A 19,478-nucleotide genomic window follows, 5' to 3' on the forward strand; every position below is an offset into this window, starting at 1 on the left:
TGGGAGATGCGCAGCGCAAGGCAGGGCAAGGCGGACAGGCGCTGGAGGCGTACCGGGAGAGCCTGGGCCTGAGGCAGCAGTTGCGAGAGGTGCTGGGAGACAGCCCGCAGGTGCTGAGGGATCTGTCAGTCTCGCTCAACAAACTGGGAGATGCGCAGCGCGAGGCGGGGCAAGATGCACAGGCGCTGGAAGCGTACCGGGAGAGCCTGGGCCTGAGGCAGCAGTTGCGAGAGGTGCTGGGAGACAGCCCGCAGGTGCTGAGGGATCTGTCGATCTCGCTGGACAAGCTGGGAGATGCGCAGCGCAAGGCAGGGCAAGGCGGACAGGCGCTGGAGGCGTACCGGGAGAGCCTGGGCCTGAGGCAGCAGTTGCGAGAGGTGCTGGGAGACAGCCCGCAGGTGCTGAGGGATCTGTCGATCTCGCTGGACAGGCTGGGAGATGCGCAGCGCGAGGCGGGGCAAGGCGGACAGGCGCTGGAGGCGTACCGGGAGAGCCTGGGCCTGAGGCAGCAGTTGCGAGAGGCGCTGGGAGACAGCCCGCAGGTGCTGAGGGATCTGTCGATCTCGCTGGACAGGCTGGGAGATGCGCAGCTTGCGGCGGGGCAAGGTGCACAGGCGCTGGAGGCGTACCGGGAGAGCCTGGGGCTGAGGCGGCAGTTGCGCGAGGCGCTGGGAGACAGCCCGCAGGTGCTGAGGGATCTATCGATCTCGCTGGACAGGCTGGGCGATGCGCAGCGCGAGGCGGTGCAAGGTGCGCAGGCGCTGGAGGCGTACCGGGAGAGCCTGGGGCTGAGGCGGCAGTTGCGCGAGGCGCTGGGAGACAGCCCGCAGGTGCTGAGGGATTTGTCGATCTCGCTGGAAAAGCTGGGAGATGCGCAGCTTGAGGCGGGGCAAGGCGGACAGGCGCTGGAGGCGTACCGGGAGAGCCTGGGGCTGAGGCGGCAGTTGCGCGAGGCGCTGGGAGACAGCCCGCAGGTGCTGAGGGATCTGTCGGTCGTGATCAGCAAGCTGGGCGATGCGCAGCGCGAGGTGGGGCAAGGCGGACAGGCGCTGGAGGCGTGCCGAGAGAGTCTGGGGCTGATGCGGCAGCTGCGCGAGGCGCTGGGAGACAGTCCGCAGGTGCTGAGGGATCTATCGATCTCGCTGGACAGGCTGGGCGATGCGCAGCGCGAGGCGGTGCAAGGTGCGCAGGCGCTGGAGGCGTACCGGGAGAGCCTGGGGCTGAGGCGGCAGCTGCGCGAGGCGCTGGGAGACAGTCCGCAGGTGCTGGATGACCTGGCCGTCTCGCTGGAGCGGCTGGCCGGGGTCGAGCCGAATCGGCAGCAACGCGTTGTCTTGCGAGACGAAGCATTGGCGTGGCGGCAGCGGCTGGTCGATGGGTGTCCGGACCCGCTGGCCCAGTCGCGGTACCGCCAGCGGCTGGAGGCGGCGAGGCGACTTTTCGAATCCGACCGGCCGCTGGGCGACAATCCGGGGTCGGTTTGAAGAATCCAGCGTACCCATGAAATACATCAGCACCCGAGGCGACCAGACCCCCCGCCGTTTCTGCGAGATCCTGCTGGAGGGCCTGGCGCCCGATGGCGGCCTGTACCTGCCGGTCAGCTACCCCGTGATCGACGCGGCCAAGCTGGCGCGCTGGCGCGGCCTGTCGTATGCCGAACTGGCCTTCGAGATCCTGTCGCTCTACATCGACGACATCCCGCCGCTGGACCTGAAGGCGCTGGTCGACAGGACCTACACGGCCGAGGTCTTCGGCACCGCCGCGATCACGCCGCTCACCGCGCTGGAACCGGGCCTGTGCCTGGAGGGCCTGTCCAACGGCCCGACGCTCGCCTTCAAGGACATGGCGATGCAGCTGCTGGGCAACCTGTTCGAGTACGAGCTGGGCCGCCGCGGCGAGCAGCTCAACATCCTCGGCGCCACCTCGGGCGACACCGGCAGCGCGGCCGAGTACGCGATGCGCGGCAAGAAGGGCGTGCGCGTGTTCATGCTGAGCCCGCACGGCCGCATGAGCCCGTTCCAGCAGGCGCAGATGTTCAGCCTGCAGGACGAGAACATCCACAACCTGGCGGTCGAGGGCGTGTTCGACGACGCGCAGGACATCGTCAAGGCGGTCTCCAACGACCTCGAGTTCAAGCGCGCCTACCGCATCGGCACCGTCAACTCGATCAACTGGGCGCGCCTGCTGGCCCAGGTCGTCTACTACTTCGCCGGCTACTTCCAGGCGACGAAGAGCAATGACGAGCAGGTCAGCTTCACCGTGCCGTCGGGCAACTTCGGCAATGTCTGCGCCGGCCATGTCGCGCGGCAGATGGGCCTGCCGGTCAAGCACCTGGTCGTCGCCACCAACGAGAACAACGTGCTGGAGGAGTTCTTCCGCACCGGCACCTACCGCGTGCGCGCCAGCAGCGAGACCTACGAGACCTCGAGCCCGTCGATGGACATCTCGAAGGCCTCGAACTTCGAGCGCTTCATCTGCGATCTGGTCGGCCGCGACGGCGCGCGCACCAAGGCGCTGTTCCATGACGCGATCGTCGGCGAGGGCGCCTTCACGCTGACCGCCGAGGAATTCGCGCGCGTGGCCGGCTACGGCTTCCAGGCCGGCCGCTCGACCCATGCCGACCGCCTGGCGACGATCCGCGCCACCTTTGAAGGCCAGGGCGTGCTGATCGACACCCACACCGCCGACGGCGTGAAGGTCGCGCGCGAGCTGTGCGAGGACGGCGTGCCGATGATCGTGCTGGAGACCGCGCTGCCGGCCAAGTTCGAAGGCACGATCGCCGAGGCGCTGGGCTCGGAGGTCAAGGCGCCGCGTCCGGCCGCGCTGGCCGATCTGGAGTCGCGTCCGAAGCGCTTCCAGGTGGTGCCGGCCGACACGCAGGTCGTCAAGCAGTACATCCGCGACCACGTGCCGCTCTGAGCGGCAAGGCCCGGCCCGCGATGCAGGTCATCGGACTGTGCGGGAGCTCGAACTCCGGCAAGACCACGCTGGCCGAGAAGCTCATCCGTGCGCTGAAGGCGCGCGGCTGCCGCGTCTCGGTCGTCAAGCATGCGCACAAGCGCTTCGACATCGACCGTCCCGGCAAGGACAGCTTCCGCCACCGCGAGGCCGGCGCCTTCGAGGTGCTGGTCGCCAACGGCCACCGGCTGGCGCTGATGCGCGAGTTCGAGACCGAGGCCGAGCTCTCGGTGCACCAGATGCTGGCCGAGCTGAGCGACCTCTCGGCGCTCGGCCTGGAGCACTGGGTGCTGGTCGAGGGCTTCAAGCACGCCGACCTGCCCAAGATCGAGGTCTGGCGCGCCGCGCATGGCGCGCGGCCGCTGTATCCGGACGACCCGTTCGTCGTCGCGCTGGCGGTGCCTGCCGCCGACGCGCTGCCCCATGCCTGCGGCCTGCCGCGCTTCGACCTCGACGAGGCCGAGGCCGGGGCGCTGGCCGATTTCCTTCGCAGCGATCCTTCCCGCTATGAGTACCACGCCCCCGTTCCCGACTTCGGTTCCCGCTGAGGCGCCGCGCCGCGCCGCGCTGCGCAGTCTCGACGAGGCGCTCGCGGCCCTGCTGGCGGACCTGGCGCCGGTCTGCGCCGCCGCGCCCGAGACCGTGCCGACCGCCGAGGCGCTCGGCCGCGTGCTGGCCGCCGATGTCGTCTCGCTGCTGGACGTGCCGCCGGCCGACAACACCTCGATGGACGGCTACGCGATGCGCGCCGCCGACGTGCCGCGCGAGGGCGCGGTGCTGCCGGTGTCGCAGCGCATCCCGGCCGGCGTGGTCGGCGAGCCGCTGCAGCCCGGCACCGCCGCGCGCATCTTCACCGGCGCGCAGGTGCCGGCAGGCGCCGATGCGGTGGTGATGCAGGAGGTCTGCGAGGCGCTGCCCGACGGCACGGTGCGCGTGAACCAGGTGCCGGCGCCGGGCCAGTGGGTGCGCCGTCGCGCCGAGGATGTCGCGCGCGGCGCGGTGGTGCTGGCCGCCGGCACCCGGCTGACGCCGGCGGCGCTGGGCCTGGCCGCCTCGGTGGGCGCCGCCACGCTGGCGGTGGCACGCCGGCCCCGCGTGGCGGTCTTCTCGACCGGCGACGAGCTGGTGATGCCGGGCGAGGTCGCCCCTGAGGCGATGCGCCCGGGCGCGATCTACAACTCCAACCGCTACACGCTGCGCGGCCTGCTGCAGGCGCTGGGCTGCGAGGTCGACGACCTCGGCATCGTGCCCGACCGTCGCGAGGCCACCCGCGCGGCGCTGCGCGAGGCGGCGGCCGGCCATGACCTGATCGTCACCTCCGGCGGCGTCTCCGCCGGCGAGGAGGATCACCTCAAGCCCGCGGTCGAGGCCGAGGGCCGCCTGTCGCTGTGGCAGGTGGCGATGAAGCCGGGCAAGCCGCTGGCCTTCGGTGCGGTGCGCCGCCCCGAAGGCGCCGGCGAGGCCGCCTTCATCGGCCTGCCCGGCAATCCGGTGTCGGTCTTCGTGACCTTCCTGCTGACGGTGCGCCCGCTGCTGCTGGCGCTGCAGGGCGTGCCCGCCGCCCAGGCCACGCGCCTGCCGGCGCTGCCGCTGCCCGCCGGCTTCGACTGGCCCCGGCCCGACCGCCGGCGCGAGTTCGTGCGCGCCCGCGTGGGCGACGACGGCCGCGTGCTGCTGTTCCCGAACCAGAGCTCGGGCGTGCTGACCTCGGCGGTCTGGGCCGAGGGCCTGGTCGACATCGCCGCCGGCCAGGCGATCACGGCGGGCGAGACGGTGCGCTTCATCCCGCTGGCCGCGCTGAACTGAGCCGGACCGACCGATCCCGGAGACAAGAACGATGACGATCCAGATCCGCTATTTCGCCTCGCTGCGCGAGGCCCTGGGCGCCGGCGAGACGCTGGCACTCGAGCCGGGCGCGCCGGCGCTGACGGTCGGCGCGCTGCGCGAGCAGCTGATCGCGCGTGGCGGCGCGCATGCCGAGGTGCTGGCGCGCGGCCGCGCCCTGCGCGCCGCGCTGAACCAGACCATGTGCGCCGAGACCGCCGAGATCGCCGACGGCGCCGAGGTGGCCTTCTTCCCGCCGGTCACCGGAGGCTGAGGCGATGAGCTCGACGACGCCCGCGCGCCCGCGCGTCTCCATCCAGACGGAGGACTTCGACCTCTCCGCCGAGGTCGCCGCGCTGCGGGCCGGCGACGGCGCGGTCGGCGCGGTCACCACCTTCATCGGCACGGTGCGCGACCGCCACGCCGGCCAGCCCGACCCGGACAGCGCCTTGATCAGCGCGATGGAGCTCGAGCACTATCCCGGCATGACCGAGCGCGCCATCGAGGCGATGATCGACGAGGCGCTGCGCCGCTTCGACATCCGCGCCGCGCGGGTGGTGCACCGCGTCGGCCCGCTGGCCATCGGCGACCAGATCGTGCTGGTGGCGGTCAGCTCGATGCACCGCGGCGAATCCTTCCAGGCCTGCGAGTTCCTGATGGACTGGCTCAAGTCCGAGGCGCCGTTCTGGAAGAAGGAGACGACGCCCGAGGGTGCTCGCTGGGTCGACGCGCGCGTCAGCGACGAGCGGGCGCTGGCGCGCTGGGGCATCGCCAGCACGAACGCCTCGGTGCCCGCGCCGTGAGCCTGGCCGCGGTCGCGCTCCAGGCCGGCGCGGTCGCGCTCGGTGCTGCGCTGGGCGCGATCCTGCGCTGGCAGGCCTCGCTGCGGCTCGGCTTCGTCGTCGCCGGCTTTCCGCTGGGCACGCTCCTGGTCAACCTGGTCGGCGGCTTCCTGATCGGCCTGGCCCTGGTCTGGTTTCGTCTTCATCCAGAAGCTACTAACAGCCGGCTGTTGATCGTCACCGGCTTCCTGGGTGGCCTGACCACCTTCTCGTCCTTCTCGGGCGAGTCCCTGCTGCTGCTGCAGGCGGGGCAGGTGCCGCTGGCGCTGGCGCACAGCGCGGCGCACCTGCTGGGCGCGCTGGCGGCGGTGGCGCTGGGCTGGTGGCTGGGGCAGGCCATGCTGGGCGGGCCTGTCGCCTAGGAGTCAAGCCGGCCGATGGTCGACCCGCAGACTTCAGGCCTTGTCTACCCCCGGAGCCTTGCCCATGCGCGCCCTGATCTGCGATGCCTACGGTCCGATCGATCAACTGCAGGTGCGTGACGTGCCTGTGCCCGAGCCGGGCCCCGGCGAGGTGCGCATCCGGGTCGAGGCGGCGGCGGTGAACTTTCCCGATGCGCTGATCGTGCAGGGCCTGTATCAGGTCAAGCCGGTGCTGCCGTTCTCGCCGGGGGCGGAGCTGGCCGGCGTGGTGGAGGCGGTGGGCGAGGGCGTGCGCCATGTTCAGCCCGGTCAGCGGGTCATCGGCTTCTGCGGCCACGGGGCCTTCGCCGAGCAGGCGGTGGTGTCGGCCCTGCAGCTCATGCCCCTGCCCGACGGCATGGACATGGACACCGGCGCCGCACTGGTGCTGACCTACGGCACCTCGCTGCATGCGCTCAAGGACGTGGGCCGGCTGCAGGCGGGTGAGACGCTGCTGGTGCTGGGGGCTGCGGGTGGCGTGGGCCTGGCCGCCATCGAGATCGCCAGGCAGATCGGCGCCAGGGTCATCGCCGCTGCATCGAGCCAGCACAAGCTCGACCTGTGCCGCACCGTCGGTGCGGACGAATGCATCAACTACTTCACCGAGAACCTTCGCCAGCGCCTGGACACGCTGACGGGCGGGCAGGGCGTGCAGATGGTGTACGACCCGGTCGGCGGCGACTACACGGAGCATGCCCTGCGCGCGACGGCGTGGCGCGGCCGCTATCTGGTGGTGGGCTTCGCTGCGGGCACGATTCCGAAAGTGCCGCTCAACCTGGCGCTGCTCAAGGAGCGGGCGATCCTGGGCGTGTTCTGGGGCGAGGCGGTACGGCGCGATCCGGCCGCCCATCTGGCGAACATGCAGCAGCTGGCCACCTGGTTTGCCGAGGGGCGCATCCGGCCGGTGATCAGCGAGCGGGTCGGGCTGGAAGGTGCCCGCGATGCAATCGCGCGCATGGCCGCGCGCCAGGTGCTCGGCAAGGTGGTGGTCCGGCCGCAGCAATGAGCCCGGCGATAATCCGCCGGATGAATGCTTCCTCCGCCCACACCTTCGCCCCCGAGATCGAGGTCCGCATCCTCGACGAGCGCCTGCACGCCTGGGGCCTGCCGCGCTACCAGACCGATCTGGCCGCCGGCATCGACCTGATCGCCTGTCTGGATGCGCCGCTGCGCATCGAGCCGCAGGCCGCCGCGCAGCTGGTGCCGACCGGCCTGGCGATGCACATGGACTCCGACGCCTTCTTCGCGATGATCGTGGCGCGCTCGGGCCTGGGCCACAAGAAGGGCCTGGTGCTGGGCAACGGCACCGGCATCATCGACGCCGACTACATGGCCCAGATCTATGTGAGCGTCTGGAACCGCAATCCGGCCGGCGAGGCCATCGTCATCGAGCCGGGCGACCGCATCGCGCAGCTGCTGTTCGTGCCGGTGGTGCGCCCGCGCCTGAAGGTGGTGGCCGAGTTCAGCGGCGACAGCGCCCGCGGCCAGGGCGGCTTCGGCTCGACCGGCGTGGCCGCCAAGGGCTGAGCACGACCTCAGTGCAGCGTGGCGCCGGGCGGGGCCAGATCGGTCAGGCTGACCGCGCTCTCGCCGCCGACGCCGCCGTTCTCGATCTCCTCGGCGCTGGCCTCGCGCACCGCGTGCACCTTGATCTGCAGCACCAGCGCGATGCCGGCCAGCGGATGGTTGCCGTCGAGCACCACATGGGTGTCGTAGACCTCGGTGACCGAATAGATCACGTCGGCGGGCAGGTCCGGCGTGGTGCTGCCGGGCGGCGGTCCCTCGAAGCGCATGCCGACCTCGACATGCTCCGGGAAGATCGCGCGTTCCTCGAAGAACACCAGCTGCGCGTCATAGTCGCCGAAGGCGTGTTCGGGCTCGAGATGCAGCGTCATCTCGTGGCCTTCGCCCTGGCCGGCCAGGGCTTCCTCGACCTTCGGAAAAAGGTCGTCGCCGCCGACGAGGAATTCGAGCGGTTCGGCCAGGTCGTCGATGAGCTGGCCATGGGCATCTTCGAGTCGCCAGCTCAGGCTGACGACGCAGGGGGCTTGGATCTGCATGGGCGCAATCATCGCATGCCGATCCGCTCAAGGCGTGCGTTCGTCACGCACCGGCACAATGCGCGGATGAACACGAATCCTGTTTCCGCCTCCCGCCATCCCGATCCCGCGGTCGCTCCGATCGACCAGCCCGTCGCGCTGCTCGGCGGCCTGAGCGCGGCCGACTTCATGCGCACTCACTGGCAGCGTCAGCCGCTGCTGGTGCGTCAGGCGCTGCCGGGCGTGCAGCCGCCGATCAGCCGCGCCGATCTGTTCCGTCTGGCCGAGAGCGACGAGGTCGAGTCGCGTCTGGTGGTGCGCCACGGCCAGGGCGACGATGCCGACTGGGCGCTGGTGCGCGGTCCGCTGGGCCGGCGCAGCCTGCCGCCGCTGAAGCAGCGCGACTGGACGGTGCTGGTGCAGGGGCTGGACCTGCATGTGCCGGCAGCGCAGGAAATGCTGACGCGCTTTCGCTTCGTGCCGCAGGCGCGCCTGGACGACCTGATGATCTCCTGGGCGGCCGAGGGTGGCGGCGTCGGCCCGCATTTCGACTCCTACGACGTCTTCCTGATCCAGGTGGCCGGGCGGCGGCGCTGGCGCATCGGCCGCATGCCGGACGCGACGCTGCGCGAGGGCCTGCCGGTCAAGATCATCGAGAACTTCGCGCCCGAGCAGGAATGGGTGCTCGAGCCCGGCGACATGCTCTATCTGCCCCCGGGCTGGGCGCATGACGGCGATGCGGTCGGCGGCGAGTGCATGACCTGCTCGGTGGGCTTCCGCTCGCCGCACCGCAGCGAGCTGGCGCGCGAGACGCTGCTGCGGGTGGCCGACGCGATCGAGGATGAAGCGGATGCCGGCACCCGCCCGGTCGTCTACCTGGATCCGCAGCAGCCCGCCACCACCACGCCGGGACGCATCCCGACGGACCTGCTGCAGTTCACCGAGACGGCGCTGCGCCGGGTTCTCGACGAGCCGGGCGCACTGGCGCGCGCGCTGGGCGAATACCTGAGCGAGCCGAAGGCGAACGTCAGCTTCGAGATCGCGCAGGATCCGCTGCCCGAAGACGGCGGCGTGCGGCTCGACGCGCGCAGCATCATGCTCTACGACGACGCGCATGTCTTCATGAACGGCGACTCCTGGCACGCGGCCGACGAGGACGCCGAGGTGCTGCGCCGGCTGGCCGACGCACGCCATCTCGATGCTGCCGCAGTCGCCGCCGCCAGCCCGGAGCTGCGCGCACTGCTCGAGCAGTGGTGCGACGATGGCTGGATTCATCCGCTGGAATGACTCGGAGATGGCAGGCGTGCGCTCCCCGATCGTGGCGTAATTGAAACAGGCCGGGTGGCTGTCAACGGCTTTTTCGCCCCAGGCGTTACGATAACGGTGCTGTGCTGCAACATGATGGTGCCCCCGGCATGAGTTCCGGCGGGCCCCGCGTCAGCGAAGCACGAGGTTTGATGTTGTATAATGGAAGGCTGGTTGCAGGAATGCTCGAGCTTTCTGTTTCCCAGATGGCGCGTGAAGACCGCGGCAGGTTTGCCGCAAGTCCGACGAGCCGAAATTACCGGTAATTTTCTGTCTCTCTGACTGAGGTAAAAAGCATGAACAAGTCGCTCCTGATGGCCGCCCTGATCGCTGCCGCTGCCCTGGCCGCTTGCGGCAAGAAGGAAGAAGCCCCGGCCGCTCCGGCCGTTGACGCTGCTGCTTCGGCTGCCGCTCCGGTCGTCGAGGCCGCTTCGGCTGCTGCTGACGCCGCCGCTTCGGCTGCCACCGACGCTGCTTCGGCTGCTGCTGCTGCCGTCGTGGACGCCGCTTCGGCCGCTGTCGACGCCGCTGCCTCGAAGTAATTCCTGATGTCGCACCGGATGGTGCGGCTCCGGAAAAAAGAACCGCCCCTTGGGGCGGTTTTTTCATGGGCCCATGAATCCATGGGTAAAAGGAAAAGGGCCGAAGCCCCCAGGGTCAGCGCAGTTCGCCAACCAGCAGCTGCGCGATGCTGCGTGCACCCTCATCGGCCACCGGGCGGCTCTGTTCGTCGAGCACCACCACCTGGGTGCGTTCGCCGCTGCCGCTCAGGCGCAGGCGGTAGCGGGTGCCGCTGAGGTCGTCCTTGCGGGCGCCGAACATGCGCGACAGCAGGCTGGGCTCTTCCTTGCCGGCGAGCTTCGGATCGACATAGCGCAGGGTGTAGAGGCCTGCGCCACGATCGCGCTCCTCGACGGTGAAGCTGCTGCGATCCAGCGCCAGGCCGACGCGGCGCCAGCTGCGCTCCAGGCTGTCGTCGATCTCCAGTACGGCGCCGGGCTGACCTTCGAGCAGGCGGGCGCGCTGCGCCGCAGCCGGTGCGGCGGTGACGGTCTTCAGCGCGCTGTCGACGGCCTGGGCCGAGGGCTTCGCATTCTCGTCAGCCGTGCCCAGACGCACCATGAGCCGTGCCAGCATTTCCGCCTCGAGGCCGGCATCGCTGGGCCGGGCGACCCAGCGCAGCGTCTCGGTGCGCTCCTTCGGGCCGGTGGCGATCTCCTCCAGGCCGCGGTGGCTGATGTAGATCTCGGTGAATTCGCCGTTGCGCTCGACCCGGGTGCGGTAGCGGTCGCGCTCGCCGGTGTCGCGCAGGCGGTCGAGCACCTTGCCGACGGTGCGGCTGATCAGATCGTCGGGCAGCTTGGCGCGGTTCTCGGCCCAGTCGGTCTCCATGACGCCGGCCTGTGGCAGATCGCTGGCCAGCGCGAAGCCGCTGTCCTGCCAGAACTGGCGCAGCACCGGCCAGAGCTGCTCGGGCGTCTGGCGGGTGACCAGCCAGCGCTGCTGGCCGGAGCGCTCGATGCGCAGGTCGCCGCTGGACTGCGGCGCGATCGCGGTGGCCGACGACGCGCCGGCCTGCGGCTTGCCGCTGGCTTCGGCCGCTGCGGACTGCAGCGCGGTGGCGCTGACGCTGCCGCCCACCGGCGGCTGATAGCGCGGATCGCCGGAGAGCTGGGTCAGGTCGGGAGGCACCTGCAGCGTCGGCGCCGGCGTGGCGGCGGCTGCGCGGTAGTCGACGCGGCTCGACAGGAAGGAGTCGGTCGTCGTGGTGCAACCGGCCAGCGCGAGCGTGAACGCCGCGGTGCCGAGGGCGACCGGACGCAGGAACAGCGGGGACATCGTCATCCTCGGGAAAACAGGGCGGAGGCTCAGAGCAGGCCGGCTTCGCGCATCGCGGCTTCCAGGCCGGGCATCAGCGCGTCGGTCATCGGCACCATCGGCAGGCGCAGCGTGCCGCCGCACAGGCCCAGGCGCTGCATCGCCCACTTGACCGGCACCGGGTTCGGCTCGGCGAAGAGCAGCTTGTTCAGCGTGGCCAGGCGGAAGTGGATGTCGCGCGCGGTCTTCACGTCACCCTCGACGGCGGCGTGGCAGAGCTGCGCCATCAGGCGCGGCGCGATGTTGGCGGTGACGCTCACATTGCCTCGGCCGCCCAGCAGCATCAGCGCGATCGCGGTGCCGTCATCGCCCGAGTAGACGCCGAAGCCCTGCGGGGCGTGCTTGATCAGCCAGGCGGCGCGCTCGATGTTGCCGGTCGCCTCCTTGATGCCGATGACGCCGGGCAGCTGCGCGGCGCGCAGCGAGGTCTCGGGCAGCATGTCCGCCACCGTGCGGCCGGGCACGTTGTACAGCATCATCGGGATGTCCACCGCCTCGGCGATGGCCTTGAAGTGCTGGTACATGCCTTCCTGCGAGGGCTTGTTGTAGTAGGGCACGACGCTGAGCGTGCAGTCGGCACCGACCGCCTTGGCGAACTTCGCCAGCTCGATGGCCTCGCGGGTGGAGTTGCCGCCGGCGCCGGCCATCACCGGCACGCGGCCTGCGGTCTGCTCGACCGCGACGCGGATGATCTCGCAGTGCTCCTCGACCGACACCGTCGGCGATTCGCCGGTCGTGCCGACGACGCCGATGCACGCCGTGCCTTCGGCGACGTGCCAGTCGATCAGCCGGCGCAGGCTGGGGTAGTCGACGCTGCCGTCCTCGTGCATCGGGGTGACGAGGGCGACGATGCTGCCTGTGATCGGATTCATGTGCTGAGGTCCTTGTGATCCGTGAATTCTAAACTGGCGGGAAGAGGGGGAAATTCCGCTGGCTTGCGCAGGGCAGCGATGCGCTGGACCCGTCGCGGCGGATCCGGCAGCACGCCGTCCTCGTAGGCGACCACCGTCAGGTCGTGGCGCCGCGCCAGCTCGAGCAGCTCGCCCGGGTGCAGCAGGAAGTCGGGCCGGCTCGGCCGGCCGAAGCGGGCGTGGCCCTGGGCGAAGGTCTCGTGCAGCAGCACGCCGCCGGGCGCCAGCAGCGCGACCGCCTCGTCCAGGCGCGGCCGCCACAGATAGTTGGTGATGATGACCGCGTCGAAATGCTGGCCGGCCAGTGGCCAGGGCGTGCCTTCGGGCGGCTCCAGATCGACCTCGAGCGGGGTGATGCCGGGCAGGCCCGCACCGGCCAGCGTGGCCAGTGCGGCGCGGTCCCTGTCGACCGCGGTGACCTGCGCGCCCTGCGCGGCCAGCCAGCGTGCGTGGCGGCCGGCGCCGCAGGCCAGGTCGAGCACCCGCGCGCCGCCGGCCAGACCGGCGATCAGCGGCGCGTGGCGGGTGATCCAGGACGAGGGCGCGCCGCTGCCATGCGCTGGCGGGGTCTGCATGGACCGTGCGGGCGGGAAGGGTGCGGACGAATTCAGAAGCAGCTCCAGAGACGGTTGCCGAGCTCGACGATCATCGACGGGCGAAGATAGCTCATGAACACCAGCGCCAGCACGCCGGCGGCGAGCAGGCGCACGGCCCAGCGCTGCGGCGCGCGCATGTCAGGCCGGCTGCGCGGCCGTGCGCGCGATCGGGCCCTCGCGCACCGGCAGGTTGGCCAGCGCGGCCAGCAGGCCCAGCGCGATCGAGATCCACCAGACGATGTCGTAGCTGCCAGTGGCGTCGTAGAGCCGTCCGCCCAGCCACACGCCGAGGAAGGAGCCGATCTGGTGGCTCAGGAAGACGAAGCCGCCCAGCATCGACAGGTACTGCACGCCGAAGATCTGCGCGATGACCGCATTGGTCGGCGGCACCGTCGACAGCCACAGCACGCCCATCACCGCCGAGAACAGGTAGACGCTGGCGGGGGTCAGCGGCGCGGCCAGGAAGAGCGTGATGGTCACCGAGCGCAGCAGGTAGATCGCCGACAGGATGTGGCGCTTGGCCAGGCGCTGGCCCAGCGCGCCCGCGGCATAGGTGCCGAAGACATTGAACAGGCCGATCAGCGCCAGCGCGGTGGTGGCCACCTCAGGGGCCAGGCCGTGGTCCTTCAGGTAGCTGGGCATGTGCACGCCGATGAAGACCACCTGGAAGCCGCAGACGAAGTAGCCGGCCATCAGCCACTGGAAGCTGCGGTAGCCGAAGGCCTCGCGCAGGGCTGCGCCGATGCTCTGCTGCGCGCGCGCCGCGCCGCCCGCGGCGACCGGCTCGCGCAGGCCGCGCGCCAGCGGCACGATCACCAGCGCCGCACCGCCCAGCAGCATCAGCGCCTGCTGCCAGCCGAAGGTGGCGATCAGCCACTGCTCGACCGGCACCATCAGGAACTGGCCGAAGGAGCCGGCGGCGGCTGCCACGCCCATCGCCCAGGAGCGCCGCGCCGGGTCGATCTGGCGGCCGATGATGCCGTAGACCACCGCGTAGGTCGTGCCCGACTGCGCCACGCCGATCAGCAGTCCGGCACTGGCGGTGAAGGCCGCGCCGGTGGGCGACAGCGCCATCAGCACCAGCCCGAGCGCGTAGAGCAGCGCGCCGCCCGCCAGCACCCGGAAGGCGCCGAAGCGGTCGGCCAGCATGCCCGCCACCGGCCCGGCCAGGCCCCAGGCCAGGTTCTGCACCGCCATCGCGAAGGCGAAGGTCTCGCGGGTCCAGCCTCGCTCCTGGGTGATCGGACCCAGCCACAGGCCGAAGCCGTGGCGGATGCCCATCGACAGCGTCACCACCAGCGCCCCGCACAGCAGGACCTGGTGCATCGACAGTCGGGCGGGCGGGCCGGACGGGGCGGGCGGCGAGGCGGAGGCTGGGGTGCTCATGGCCGGACACTGTAGCGAAATTCACGAACCCCGGCCGTCGCCGCCACGACGGACGCGAATGTCGGCTCAGGCGGCCGACCTGCCTACAATCGCCCGCCATGGCCACCAAGACCACGAATTCCGCGAACTCCGCCGCTTCCACCGCCCCGTCCGCCTATGGCGAGGCCTCGATCCGGGTGCTCAAGGGCCTGGAGCCCGTCAAGCAGCGCCCGGGCATGTACACCCGCACCGACAACCCGCTGCACATCGTGCAGGAGGTGCTCGACAACGCCGCCGACGAGGCGCTGGCCGGCCACGGCCGGCGCATCGGCGTGACGCTGCATGCCGACGGCTCGATCTCGGTCGAGGACGACGGCCGCGGCATTCCCTTCGGCCTGCACCCGGAAGAGGGCGTGCCGGTGGTCGAGATCGTCTTCACCCGGCTGCATGCCGGGGGCAAGTTCGACAAGGGCTCGGGCGGCGCCTACAGCTTCTCCGGCGGCCTGCACGGCGTGGGCGTGTCGGTGACGAATGCGCTGGCGACCCGGCTGCAGGTGACGGTCTGGCGCGAGCGCCAGGTCGCCACGCTGGCCTTCTCCGGCGGCGACGTGATCGAGCCGCTGGTGGTGCGTCCGGCCGGCTCGCCCGCGTCGGGCGACCGCCGGCAGGGCACCACGGTGCGCGTCTGGCCCGACCCGAAGTATTTCGAGAGCCCGGAGCTGCCGCGCGGCGAGCTGGTGCACCTGCTGCGCAGCAAGGCGGTGCTGATGCCCGGCGTCACCGTCACGCTGCACCATGAGAAGACCGGCGAGACCCAGACCTGGTGCTATCAGGCGGGCCTGCGCGACTACCTCGCGCAGAACCTCGGCACCGAGGCGCTGATCCCGCTGTTCGAGGGCGCGCGCCACGCCGCCGCCGGCGACAGCGACAGCTTCGCCGAGGGCGAGGGCGCATCCTGGTGCGTAGCCTTCCTCGAGGAGGGCGCGGGCCTGCGCGAGAGCTACGTCAACCTGATCCCGACGGTGGCCGGCGGCACGCACGAGGCCGGCCTGAAGGACGGCCTGTTCCAGGCGGTCAAGGGCTTCATCGAGCTGCACGCGCTGTGCCCGAAGGGCGTCAAGCTGATGCCCGACGACGTGTTCGGGCGCGCCAGCTTCGTGCTGTCGGCCAAGGTGCTCGACCCGCAGTTCCAGGGCCAGACCAAGGAGCGGCTGAACAGCCGCGATGCGCTGAAACTGGTGTCGTCCTTCGTGCGTCCGGCGCTGGAGCTGTGGCTGAACCAGCATGTCGAGCATGGCAGGAAGCTCGCCGAGCTGGTGATCCGCCAGGCGCAGGCGCGCCAGCGTGCCGGCCAGAAGGTCGAGAAGAAGAAGGGCTCGGGCGTGGCGGTGCTGCCGGGCAAGCTCACCGACTGCGAGAGCCGCGACATCGGCCTGAACGAGGTCTTCCTGGTCGAGGGCGATTCGGCCGGCGGCAGCGCCAAGATGGGCCGCGACAAGGAGACGCAGGCCATCCTGCCGCTGCGCGGCAAGGTGCTCAACGCCTGGGAGGTCGAGCGCGACCGGCTCTTCGCCAACAACGAGATCCACGACATCGCGGTGGCGGTCGGTGTCGATCCGCACGGGTCGGGCGACCAGCCCGACCTGTCGGGCCTGCGCTACGGCAAGATCTGCATCCTGTCGGACGCCGATGTCGACGGCTCGCACATCCAGGTGCTGCTGCTGACGCTGTTCTTCCGCCATTTCCCGAAGCTGATCGAGGCGGGCCATGTCTTTGTGGCGCGCCCGCCGCTCTACCGGGTGGATGCGCCGGCGCGCGGCAGGAAGCCCGCGGCCAAGCTCTACGCGCTCGACGAGGGCGAGCTGCAGGCCATTCTCGACAAGCTGCGCAAGGAAGGCGCGCGCGAGGGCGCCTGGTCGGTCAGCCGCTTCAAGGGCCTGGGCGAGATGAACGCCGAGCAGCTCTGGGAGACGACGCTCAACCCGGACACCCGCCGGCTGCTGCGCGTCGAGCTCGGACCGGTCGACCTGGCCGACACCACCCGCTCCTTCGGCCGGCTGATGGGCAAGGGCGAGGCGGCGGCACGGCGCGAGCTGATGGAGCTGCACGGCGACGCGGTCGAGATCGACATCTGACATTCCTCCCTTCCGAGAGACAGAGAGCTTTGCCCATGAATGGCCCCCATGCCTCGCAGGCGCATCCCCATGCGCGGTTGCGCATTCTCATCGTCGACGACCACCCGATGATCCGCAACGGTCTGGCCGCGATGGTCCGTGGCGAGGCCGATTTCGAGCTGGTCGGCGAGGCCGCGCATGGCGCCGATGCGGTGCGCATCGCGCCGGAGCTGGCGCCCGACGTGGTGCTGATGGATCTGGTGATGCCGCAGATGGACGGCATCGAGGCGATGACACGGCTGCGCCCGCTCTTGCCCTCCACCCGCTTCGTCATCCTGACCAGTCTGACCGAGCCGGGCGAGGTGCAGCGCGCGCTGCAGGCCGGCGCCAGCGGCTACCTGACCAAGACCGCCTCGGCGCAGGAGCTGGTCAATGTGATCCGCGCCGCGCACGGCGGGCGCCGTGTGCTCTCGCCCGAGGCCACCGAGGCGCTGATCGCGGCCTCGCAGCCCGGCCAGCCCGGCGCTGACCTGACCCAGCGCGAGCGCGAGCTGCTGGCGCTGATGGCGCGCGGCCTGACCAACCAGGACATCGCCGAGCAGCTGCGCATCGCGCTGCCGACCGTCAAGTTCCACATCACCAACATCCTGTCCAAGCTGGGCGTGGGCAATCGCACCGAGGCGGTGCTGCTGGCGCTCAAGCACCGGCTGGTGCCGCCGGCGGGCTGATGGCGGCGCGCCGCACGGGCGCCTCCGCGCAGGCTCATTCGCCGGGCCATGCTTTGGACGGGTGCGCCGGCGCCGGCCCTGTCTGAAAATTTCCTTCGCGGGCCGCATGTCCACTCCCCCCGCGGACGGCCCGCAGGGAACATAACTGGCAGGGAGGAACTTTTTTTCGATATTCAGGAAATCTGCCAGATTTCCCCCTTGTTCCCGGGGCGCGGCCTTTCAGGTCGGCGAGAGATCCGGAATCGATACTGCGGCGAGAGCTTTCCCTCTTCTTGCCGACGACCTCGAATCCCATGATCTCTCGCCCGCGACCCGCCCGACCCTTTTCCGCATCTTCGTTCTGCGCGCCTGTGCGGCCGCTGCTCAGCCGTCTGGCTTGTCTGGCCGGTCTCGCTGGCCTGGTGCTGGGCTCGGCCACGCCCGCCACCGCCGCGCCGGTGCTGGCCGGCTGCACGATGTTCCCGCCGCAGGCGATCTTCAATCAGCGCATCGACGATGTGATGCGCTTTCCTGCCCATGCCCGCAGCGCCGAGTGGATCGCCATGATCGGCGCGGGCCGGCCTCTGCATCCCGACTGGGGCCGCGAGACCGACCCGAACCGGGTCGGCAAATACTATGGCATGCCGTGGAACCTGGTCGACGGCAGCGAGCGCAGCACCCGCTGGCCGCTGGTCAGCCATGCGATCGTCGATCCGCGCGACGGCAACGGCGCCGGTGCGCCCGACCAGAGCGACTGCGCGGTCATCGAGCAGGGCCAGGTGTCGATCCGGGCCTGCGACAGCGTCATCGCGTCGCGGCGGCGGTTTCCCTTTCCGCTCGACAGCCAGATCCGCGTCGAGGGCGGCAACTGCACTGATCCGGCGCGCTGCGGCGACCGCCATGTGCTGGTGCTGGAGAACAGCGCCGGCGGCGCCTGCCGGCTCTGGGAGAGCTATTTCAGCTACCAGGACAGCGCCGGGCGCTGGAACGCCTATGCGACCGCCGCCTGGGATCTGGGTTCGCTGGCGATGCGCCCGGACGGCTGGACCTCGGGCGACGCCGCCGGTCTGCCGATCCTGCCGCTGCTGCTGCGTGCCGAGGAGGTCGAGTCCGGCGTGATCCGACATGCGCTGCGGGTGACCTTCCGCGATGCGGTGCTCGATCGCCGCCATGTCTGGCCGGCGCGCCATTCGGCCGGCACCACCCGGCCCGAGGGCATTCCCTTCGGCGCGCTGCTGCGCCTGCGCGCCGATTTCGAGATCCCGTCCTGGTGGAATGCGCAGGCGCGCACCATCGCGCGGGCGATGCAGAAGCACGGTCTGTATGTCGCCGACATCGGCACCGACTTCTTCGTCCAGGGCGATCCGGACGAGCGCTGGAGCCCGCTGACGATGATGCTGCTGCGCCAGCTGAAGCTGAACCAGTTCGAGTTCGTCGACACCGGCGCCATCACCCGCCATCCGCGCTTCGATCCCGATTCCTACGCCGCGAGCTGGTGAGCCCGACCTTGGTCGGGTACCGGCCCGGTCCAGGGGCCGGTGCGGTGGCGGCCGCACCGGCCGATCATGCTCATGCCGGTGATTGTTTCCCCCCCCGCAGATCGCCGGCCCACGACAAACACTCAGGGAGGATCTTTTTTCGTGCAGTCATGCAGTCGTGCAGGCCGCCGGGAAAGGCATCCGGAGTGCGGGGGATGTCGATGAGATCAGGCTGACGAACATGAAGAACTTCCTCGCTCCCGTGCTGCCGGTGCTGATGAGTGCACTGTCGCTGGGTCTGGCCGCCAGCGCGGTCCAGGCCCAGACTGCAGCGCCTTCGGCGCCGCAGGCCACCCAGAAGGCCGACGGCCGTCTGCGCGCTGCGCTGGGCCTGGGCGCCAGCCACTCGTCGGGCAACAGCCGCACGTCCAGCTTCTCGCTGGCGGGCCAGGGCGTGCGCCTGACCGCACAGGACCGACTCAGCCTGAGCGCCAGCGCGCTCTACGCCAGCAGCGCCGGCACCACCACCGCCGAGCAGCTGCGCGCCGGCGCCCGCTATGACTACAACCTGGGCCCGAGCACTTTCGCCTTCGGCCTGCTCGATCTGGAGCGCAACCGCCCGGCCAATCTGGCCGTCCGCGGCGTCGCCGGTGTCGGCGCGGGCCTGCACCTGCTGGCCACGCCCGAGCACAGCCTCGACGTCTTCGGCGGCGTGGCCTGGAATGCCGACCGCTACATCGATGCGGCCACCGTCGCCGGCGAGACCCGCAGCCGCTATGGCTACGCCTCGCTGCTGCTGGGCGAGGAGTCTCAGCATCGCCTGAGCGAGACCGCCAGCGTCTACCAGCGTCTGCTCGTCTACCCGAACCTGCGTGACCGCGGCGAGTTCCGTGCCCATTTCGGCTCCGGTCTGGCGGTGGCGCTCTCCAGCGCGATGAACCTGAATGTCGGTCTGGCCTATGCCTACAACTCCGACCCCGGCCTGGGCCGCAAGAAGGGCGACTCGCTGCTGACCACCGGCGTGTCGGTCAAGTTCGACTGAGACTGAAGCACCGTTCCT

21 protein-coding genes are annotated in these 19,478 nt (G+C 70.6%); 15 read left to right on the top strand and 6 right to left on the bottom strand.

Features of this window, described 5'->3' with window-relative positions:
- The 9 genes from HZU84_RS05470 to dut form a co-directional block, all read left to right on the top strand.
- On the top strand, positions 1-1,484 hold a 1,484-nt coding region (locus tag HZU84_RS05470; RefSeq protein WP_180692808.1), incomplete at its 5' end, for a tetratricopeptide repeat protein.
- A 16-nt stretch (positions 1,485-1,500) separates the two neighbouring features.
- Positions 1,501-2,919: a threonine synthase gene (gene thrC, locus HZU84_RS05475; RefSeq protein WP_149503416.1), complete on the top strand. Its 1,419-nt coding sequence runs from the start codon at positions 1,501-1,503 to the stop codon at positions 2,917-2,919.
- Positions 2,920-2,939: 20 nt separating this feature from the next.
- Positions 2,940-3,506 carry a molybdopterin-guanine dinucleotide biosynthesis protein B gene (gene mobB, locus HZU84_RS05480; protein ID WP_149503417.1) on the top strand — a complete coding sequence of 189 codons (567 nt, stop codon included), beginning with the start codon at positions 2,940-2,942 and terminating at the stop codon, positions 3,504-3,506.
- A complete protein-coding gene (locus HZU84_RS05485) occupies positions 3,466-4,764 on the top strand; it encodes a molybdopterin molybdotransferase MoeA (protein WP_149503418.1) in 1,299 nt (432 codons plus the stop codon). The genes mobB and HZU84_RS05485 overlap by 41 nt, the downstream gene beginning before the upstream one ends.
- A gap of 31 nt (positions 4,765-4,795) precedes the next feature.
- A complete protein-coding gene (locus HZU84_RS05490) occupies positions 4,796-5,056 on the top strand; it encodes a MoaD/ThiS family protein (RefSeq protein ID WP_149503419.1) in 261 nt (86 codons plus the stop codon).
- Positions 5,057-5,060: 4 nt separating this feature from the next.
- On the top strand, positions 5,061-5,585 hold the full coding sequence (locus HZU84_RS05495) for a molybdenum cofactor biosynthesis protein MoaE (protein WP_149503420.1): 525 nt from the start codon (positions 5,061-5,063) through the stop codon (positions 5,583-5,585).
- A complete protein-coding gene (crcB, locus tag HZU84_RS05500; protein ID WP_310734034.1) occupies positions 5,582-5,986 on the top strand; it encodes a fluoride efflux transporter CrcB in 405 nt (134 codons plus the stop codon). The genes HZU84_RS05495 and crcB overlap by 4 nt, the downstream gene beginning before the upstream one ends.
- A gap of 64 nt (positions 5,987-6,050) precedes the next feature.
- Complete coding sequence (locus HZU84_RS05505; RefSeq protein WP_149503421.1) at positions 6,051-7,031, top strand: NADPH:quinone oxidoreductase family protein; 981 nt, start codon at positions 6,051-6,053, stop codon at positions 7,029-7,031.
- Between the two features lie 20 nt (positions 7,032-7,051).
- The gene (dut, locus tag HZU84_RS05510) at positions 7,052-7,552 is read left to right on the top strand and encodes a dUTP diphosphatase (RefSeq protein ID WP_149503422.1); all 501 of its coding nucleotides are present in this window, start codon (positions 7,052-7,054) and stop codon (positions 7,550-7,552) included.
- 8 nt (positions 7,553-7,560) lie between these two features.
- On the opposite strand, the gene HZU84_RS05515 is transcribed toward dut, so the two are convergent.
- Positions 7,561-8,085 (bottom strand): FKBP-type peptidyl-prolyl cis-trans isomerase, encoded by a 525-nt coding sequence (locus HZU84_RS05515; protein WP_149503423.1) that lies wholly within the window; start codon positions 8,083-8,085, stop codon positions 7,561-7,563.
- Between the two features lie 66 nt (positions 8,086-8,151).
- Here HZU84_RS05515 and HZU84_RS05520 point away from each other — a divergent pair, with 66 nt between their 5' ends.
- Both HZU84_RS05520 and HZU84_RS05525 read left to right on the top strand, forming a co-directional pair.
- A complete protein-coding gene (locus HZU84_RS05520; protein ID WP_244954470.1) occupies positions 8,152-9,351 on the top strand; it encodes a cupin domain-containing protein in 1,200 nt (399 codons plus the stop codon).
- 314 nt (positions 9,352-9,665) lie between these two features.
- The gene (locus tag HZU84_RS05525) at positions 9,666-9,911 is read left to right on the top strand and encodes a hypothetical protein (protein WP_149503424.1); all 246 of its coding nucleotides are present in this window, start codon (positions 9,666-9,668) and stop codon (positions 9,909-9,911) included.
- 115 nt (positions 9,912-10,026) lie between these two features.
- Here HZU84_RS05525 and bamC read toward each other — a convergent pair whose 3' ends face one another.
- From bamC to HZU84_RS05545, 5 genes are read right to left on the bottom strand one after another with little or no spacing between them, the layout of a single operon-like run.
- The gene (gene bamC / locus HZU84_RS05530) at positions 10,027-11,214 is read right to left on the bottom strand and encodes an outer membrane protein assembly factor BamC (protein WP_149503425.1); all 1,188 of its coding nucleotides are present in this window, start codon (positions 11,212-11,214) and stop codon (positions 10,027-10,029) included.
- Between the two features lie 23 nt (positions 11,215-11,237).
- Entirely contained in the window at positions 11,238-12,119 is an 882-nt protein-coding gene (gene dapA, locus HZU84_RS05535) for a 4-hydroxy-tetrahydrodipicolinate synthase (protein ID WP_149503426.1), read from the bottom strand.
- Positions 12,116-12,733, bottom strand: a complete 618-nt coding sequence (locus HZU84_RS05540; protein ID WP_149503427.1) for a class I SAM-dependent methyltransferase — start codon at positions 12,731-12,733, stop codon at positions 12,116-12,118. Before HZU84_RS05540 ends, dapA begins: the two co-directional genes overlap by 4 nt.
- A gap of 32 nt (positions 12,734-12,765) precedes the next feature.
- A complete protein-coding gene (locus HZU84_RS20475) occupies positions 12,766-12,891 on the bottom strand; it encodes a hypothetical protein (protein WP_256365875.1) in 126 nt (41 codons plus the stop codon).
- A gap of 1 nt (position 12,892) precedes the next feature.
- Positions 12,893-14,140 (bottom strand): MFS transporter, encoded by a 1,248-nt coding sequence (locus tag HZU84_RS05545; protein WP_244954472.1) that lies wholly within the window; start codon positions 14,138-14,140, stop codon positions 12,893-12,895.
- A gap of 98 nt (positions 14,141-14,238) precedes the next feature.
- On the opposite strand from HZU84_RS05545, the gene HZU84_RS05550 reads away from it, so the two are divergent.
- The 4 genes from HZU84_RS05550 to HZU84_RS05565 all read left to right on the top strand — a co-directional run bounded on the left by HZU84_RS05550 (position 14,239) and on the right by HZU84_RS05565 (position 19,460).
- A complete protein-coding gene (locus tag HZU84_RS05550) occupies positions 14,239-16,254 on the top strand; it encodes a DNA topoisomerase IV subunit B (protein ID WP_149503428.1) in 2,016 nt (671 codons plus the stop codon).
- A 35-nt stretch (positions 16,255-16,289) separates the two neighbouring features.
- Positions 16,290-16,961 carry a response regulator gene (locus HZU84_RS05555; protein WP_149503429.1) on the top strand — a complete coding sequence of 224 codons (672 nt, stop codon included), beginning with the start codon at positions 16,290-16,292 and terminating at the stop codon, positions 16,959-16,961.
- Positions 16,962-17,311: 350 nt separating this feature from the next.
- A complete protein-coding gene (locus HZU84_RS05560; protein WP_149503430.1) occupies positions 17,312-18,439 on the top strand; it encodes a hypothetical protein in 1,128 nt (375 codons plus the stop codon).
- 220 nt (positions 18,440-18,659) lie between these two features.
- A complete protein-coding gene (locus HZU84_RS05565) occupies positions 18,660-19,460 on the top strand; it encodes a DUF481 domain-containing protein (RefSeq protein ID WP_149503431.1) in 801 nt (266 codons plus the stop codon).
- Positions 19,461-19,478: the final 18 nt, after the last annotated feature.

Source organism: Sphaerotilus sulfidivorans, assembly GCF_013426975.1.
Classification (GTDB): Bacteria; Pseudomonadota; Gammaproteobacteria; order Burkholderiales; family Burkholderiaceae_C; genus Sphaerotilus; species Sphaerotilus sulfidivorans.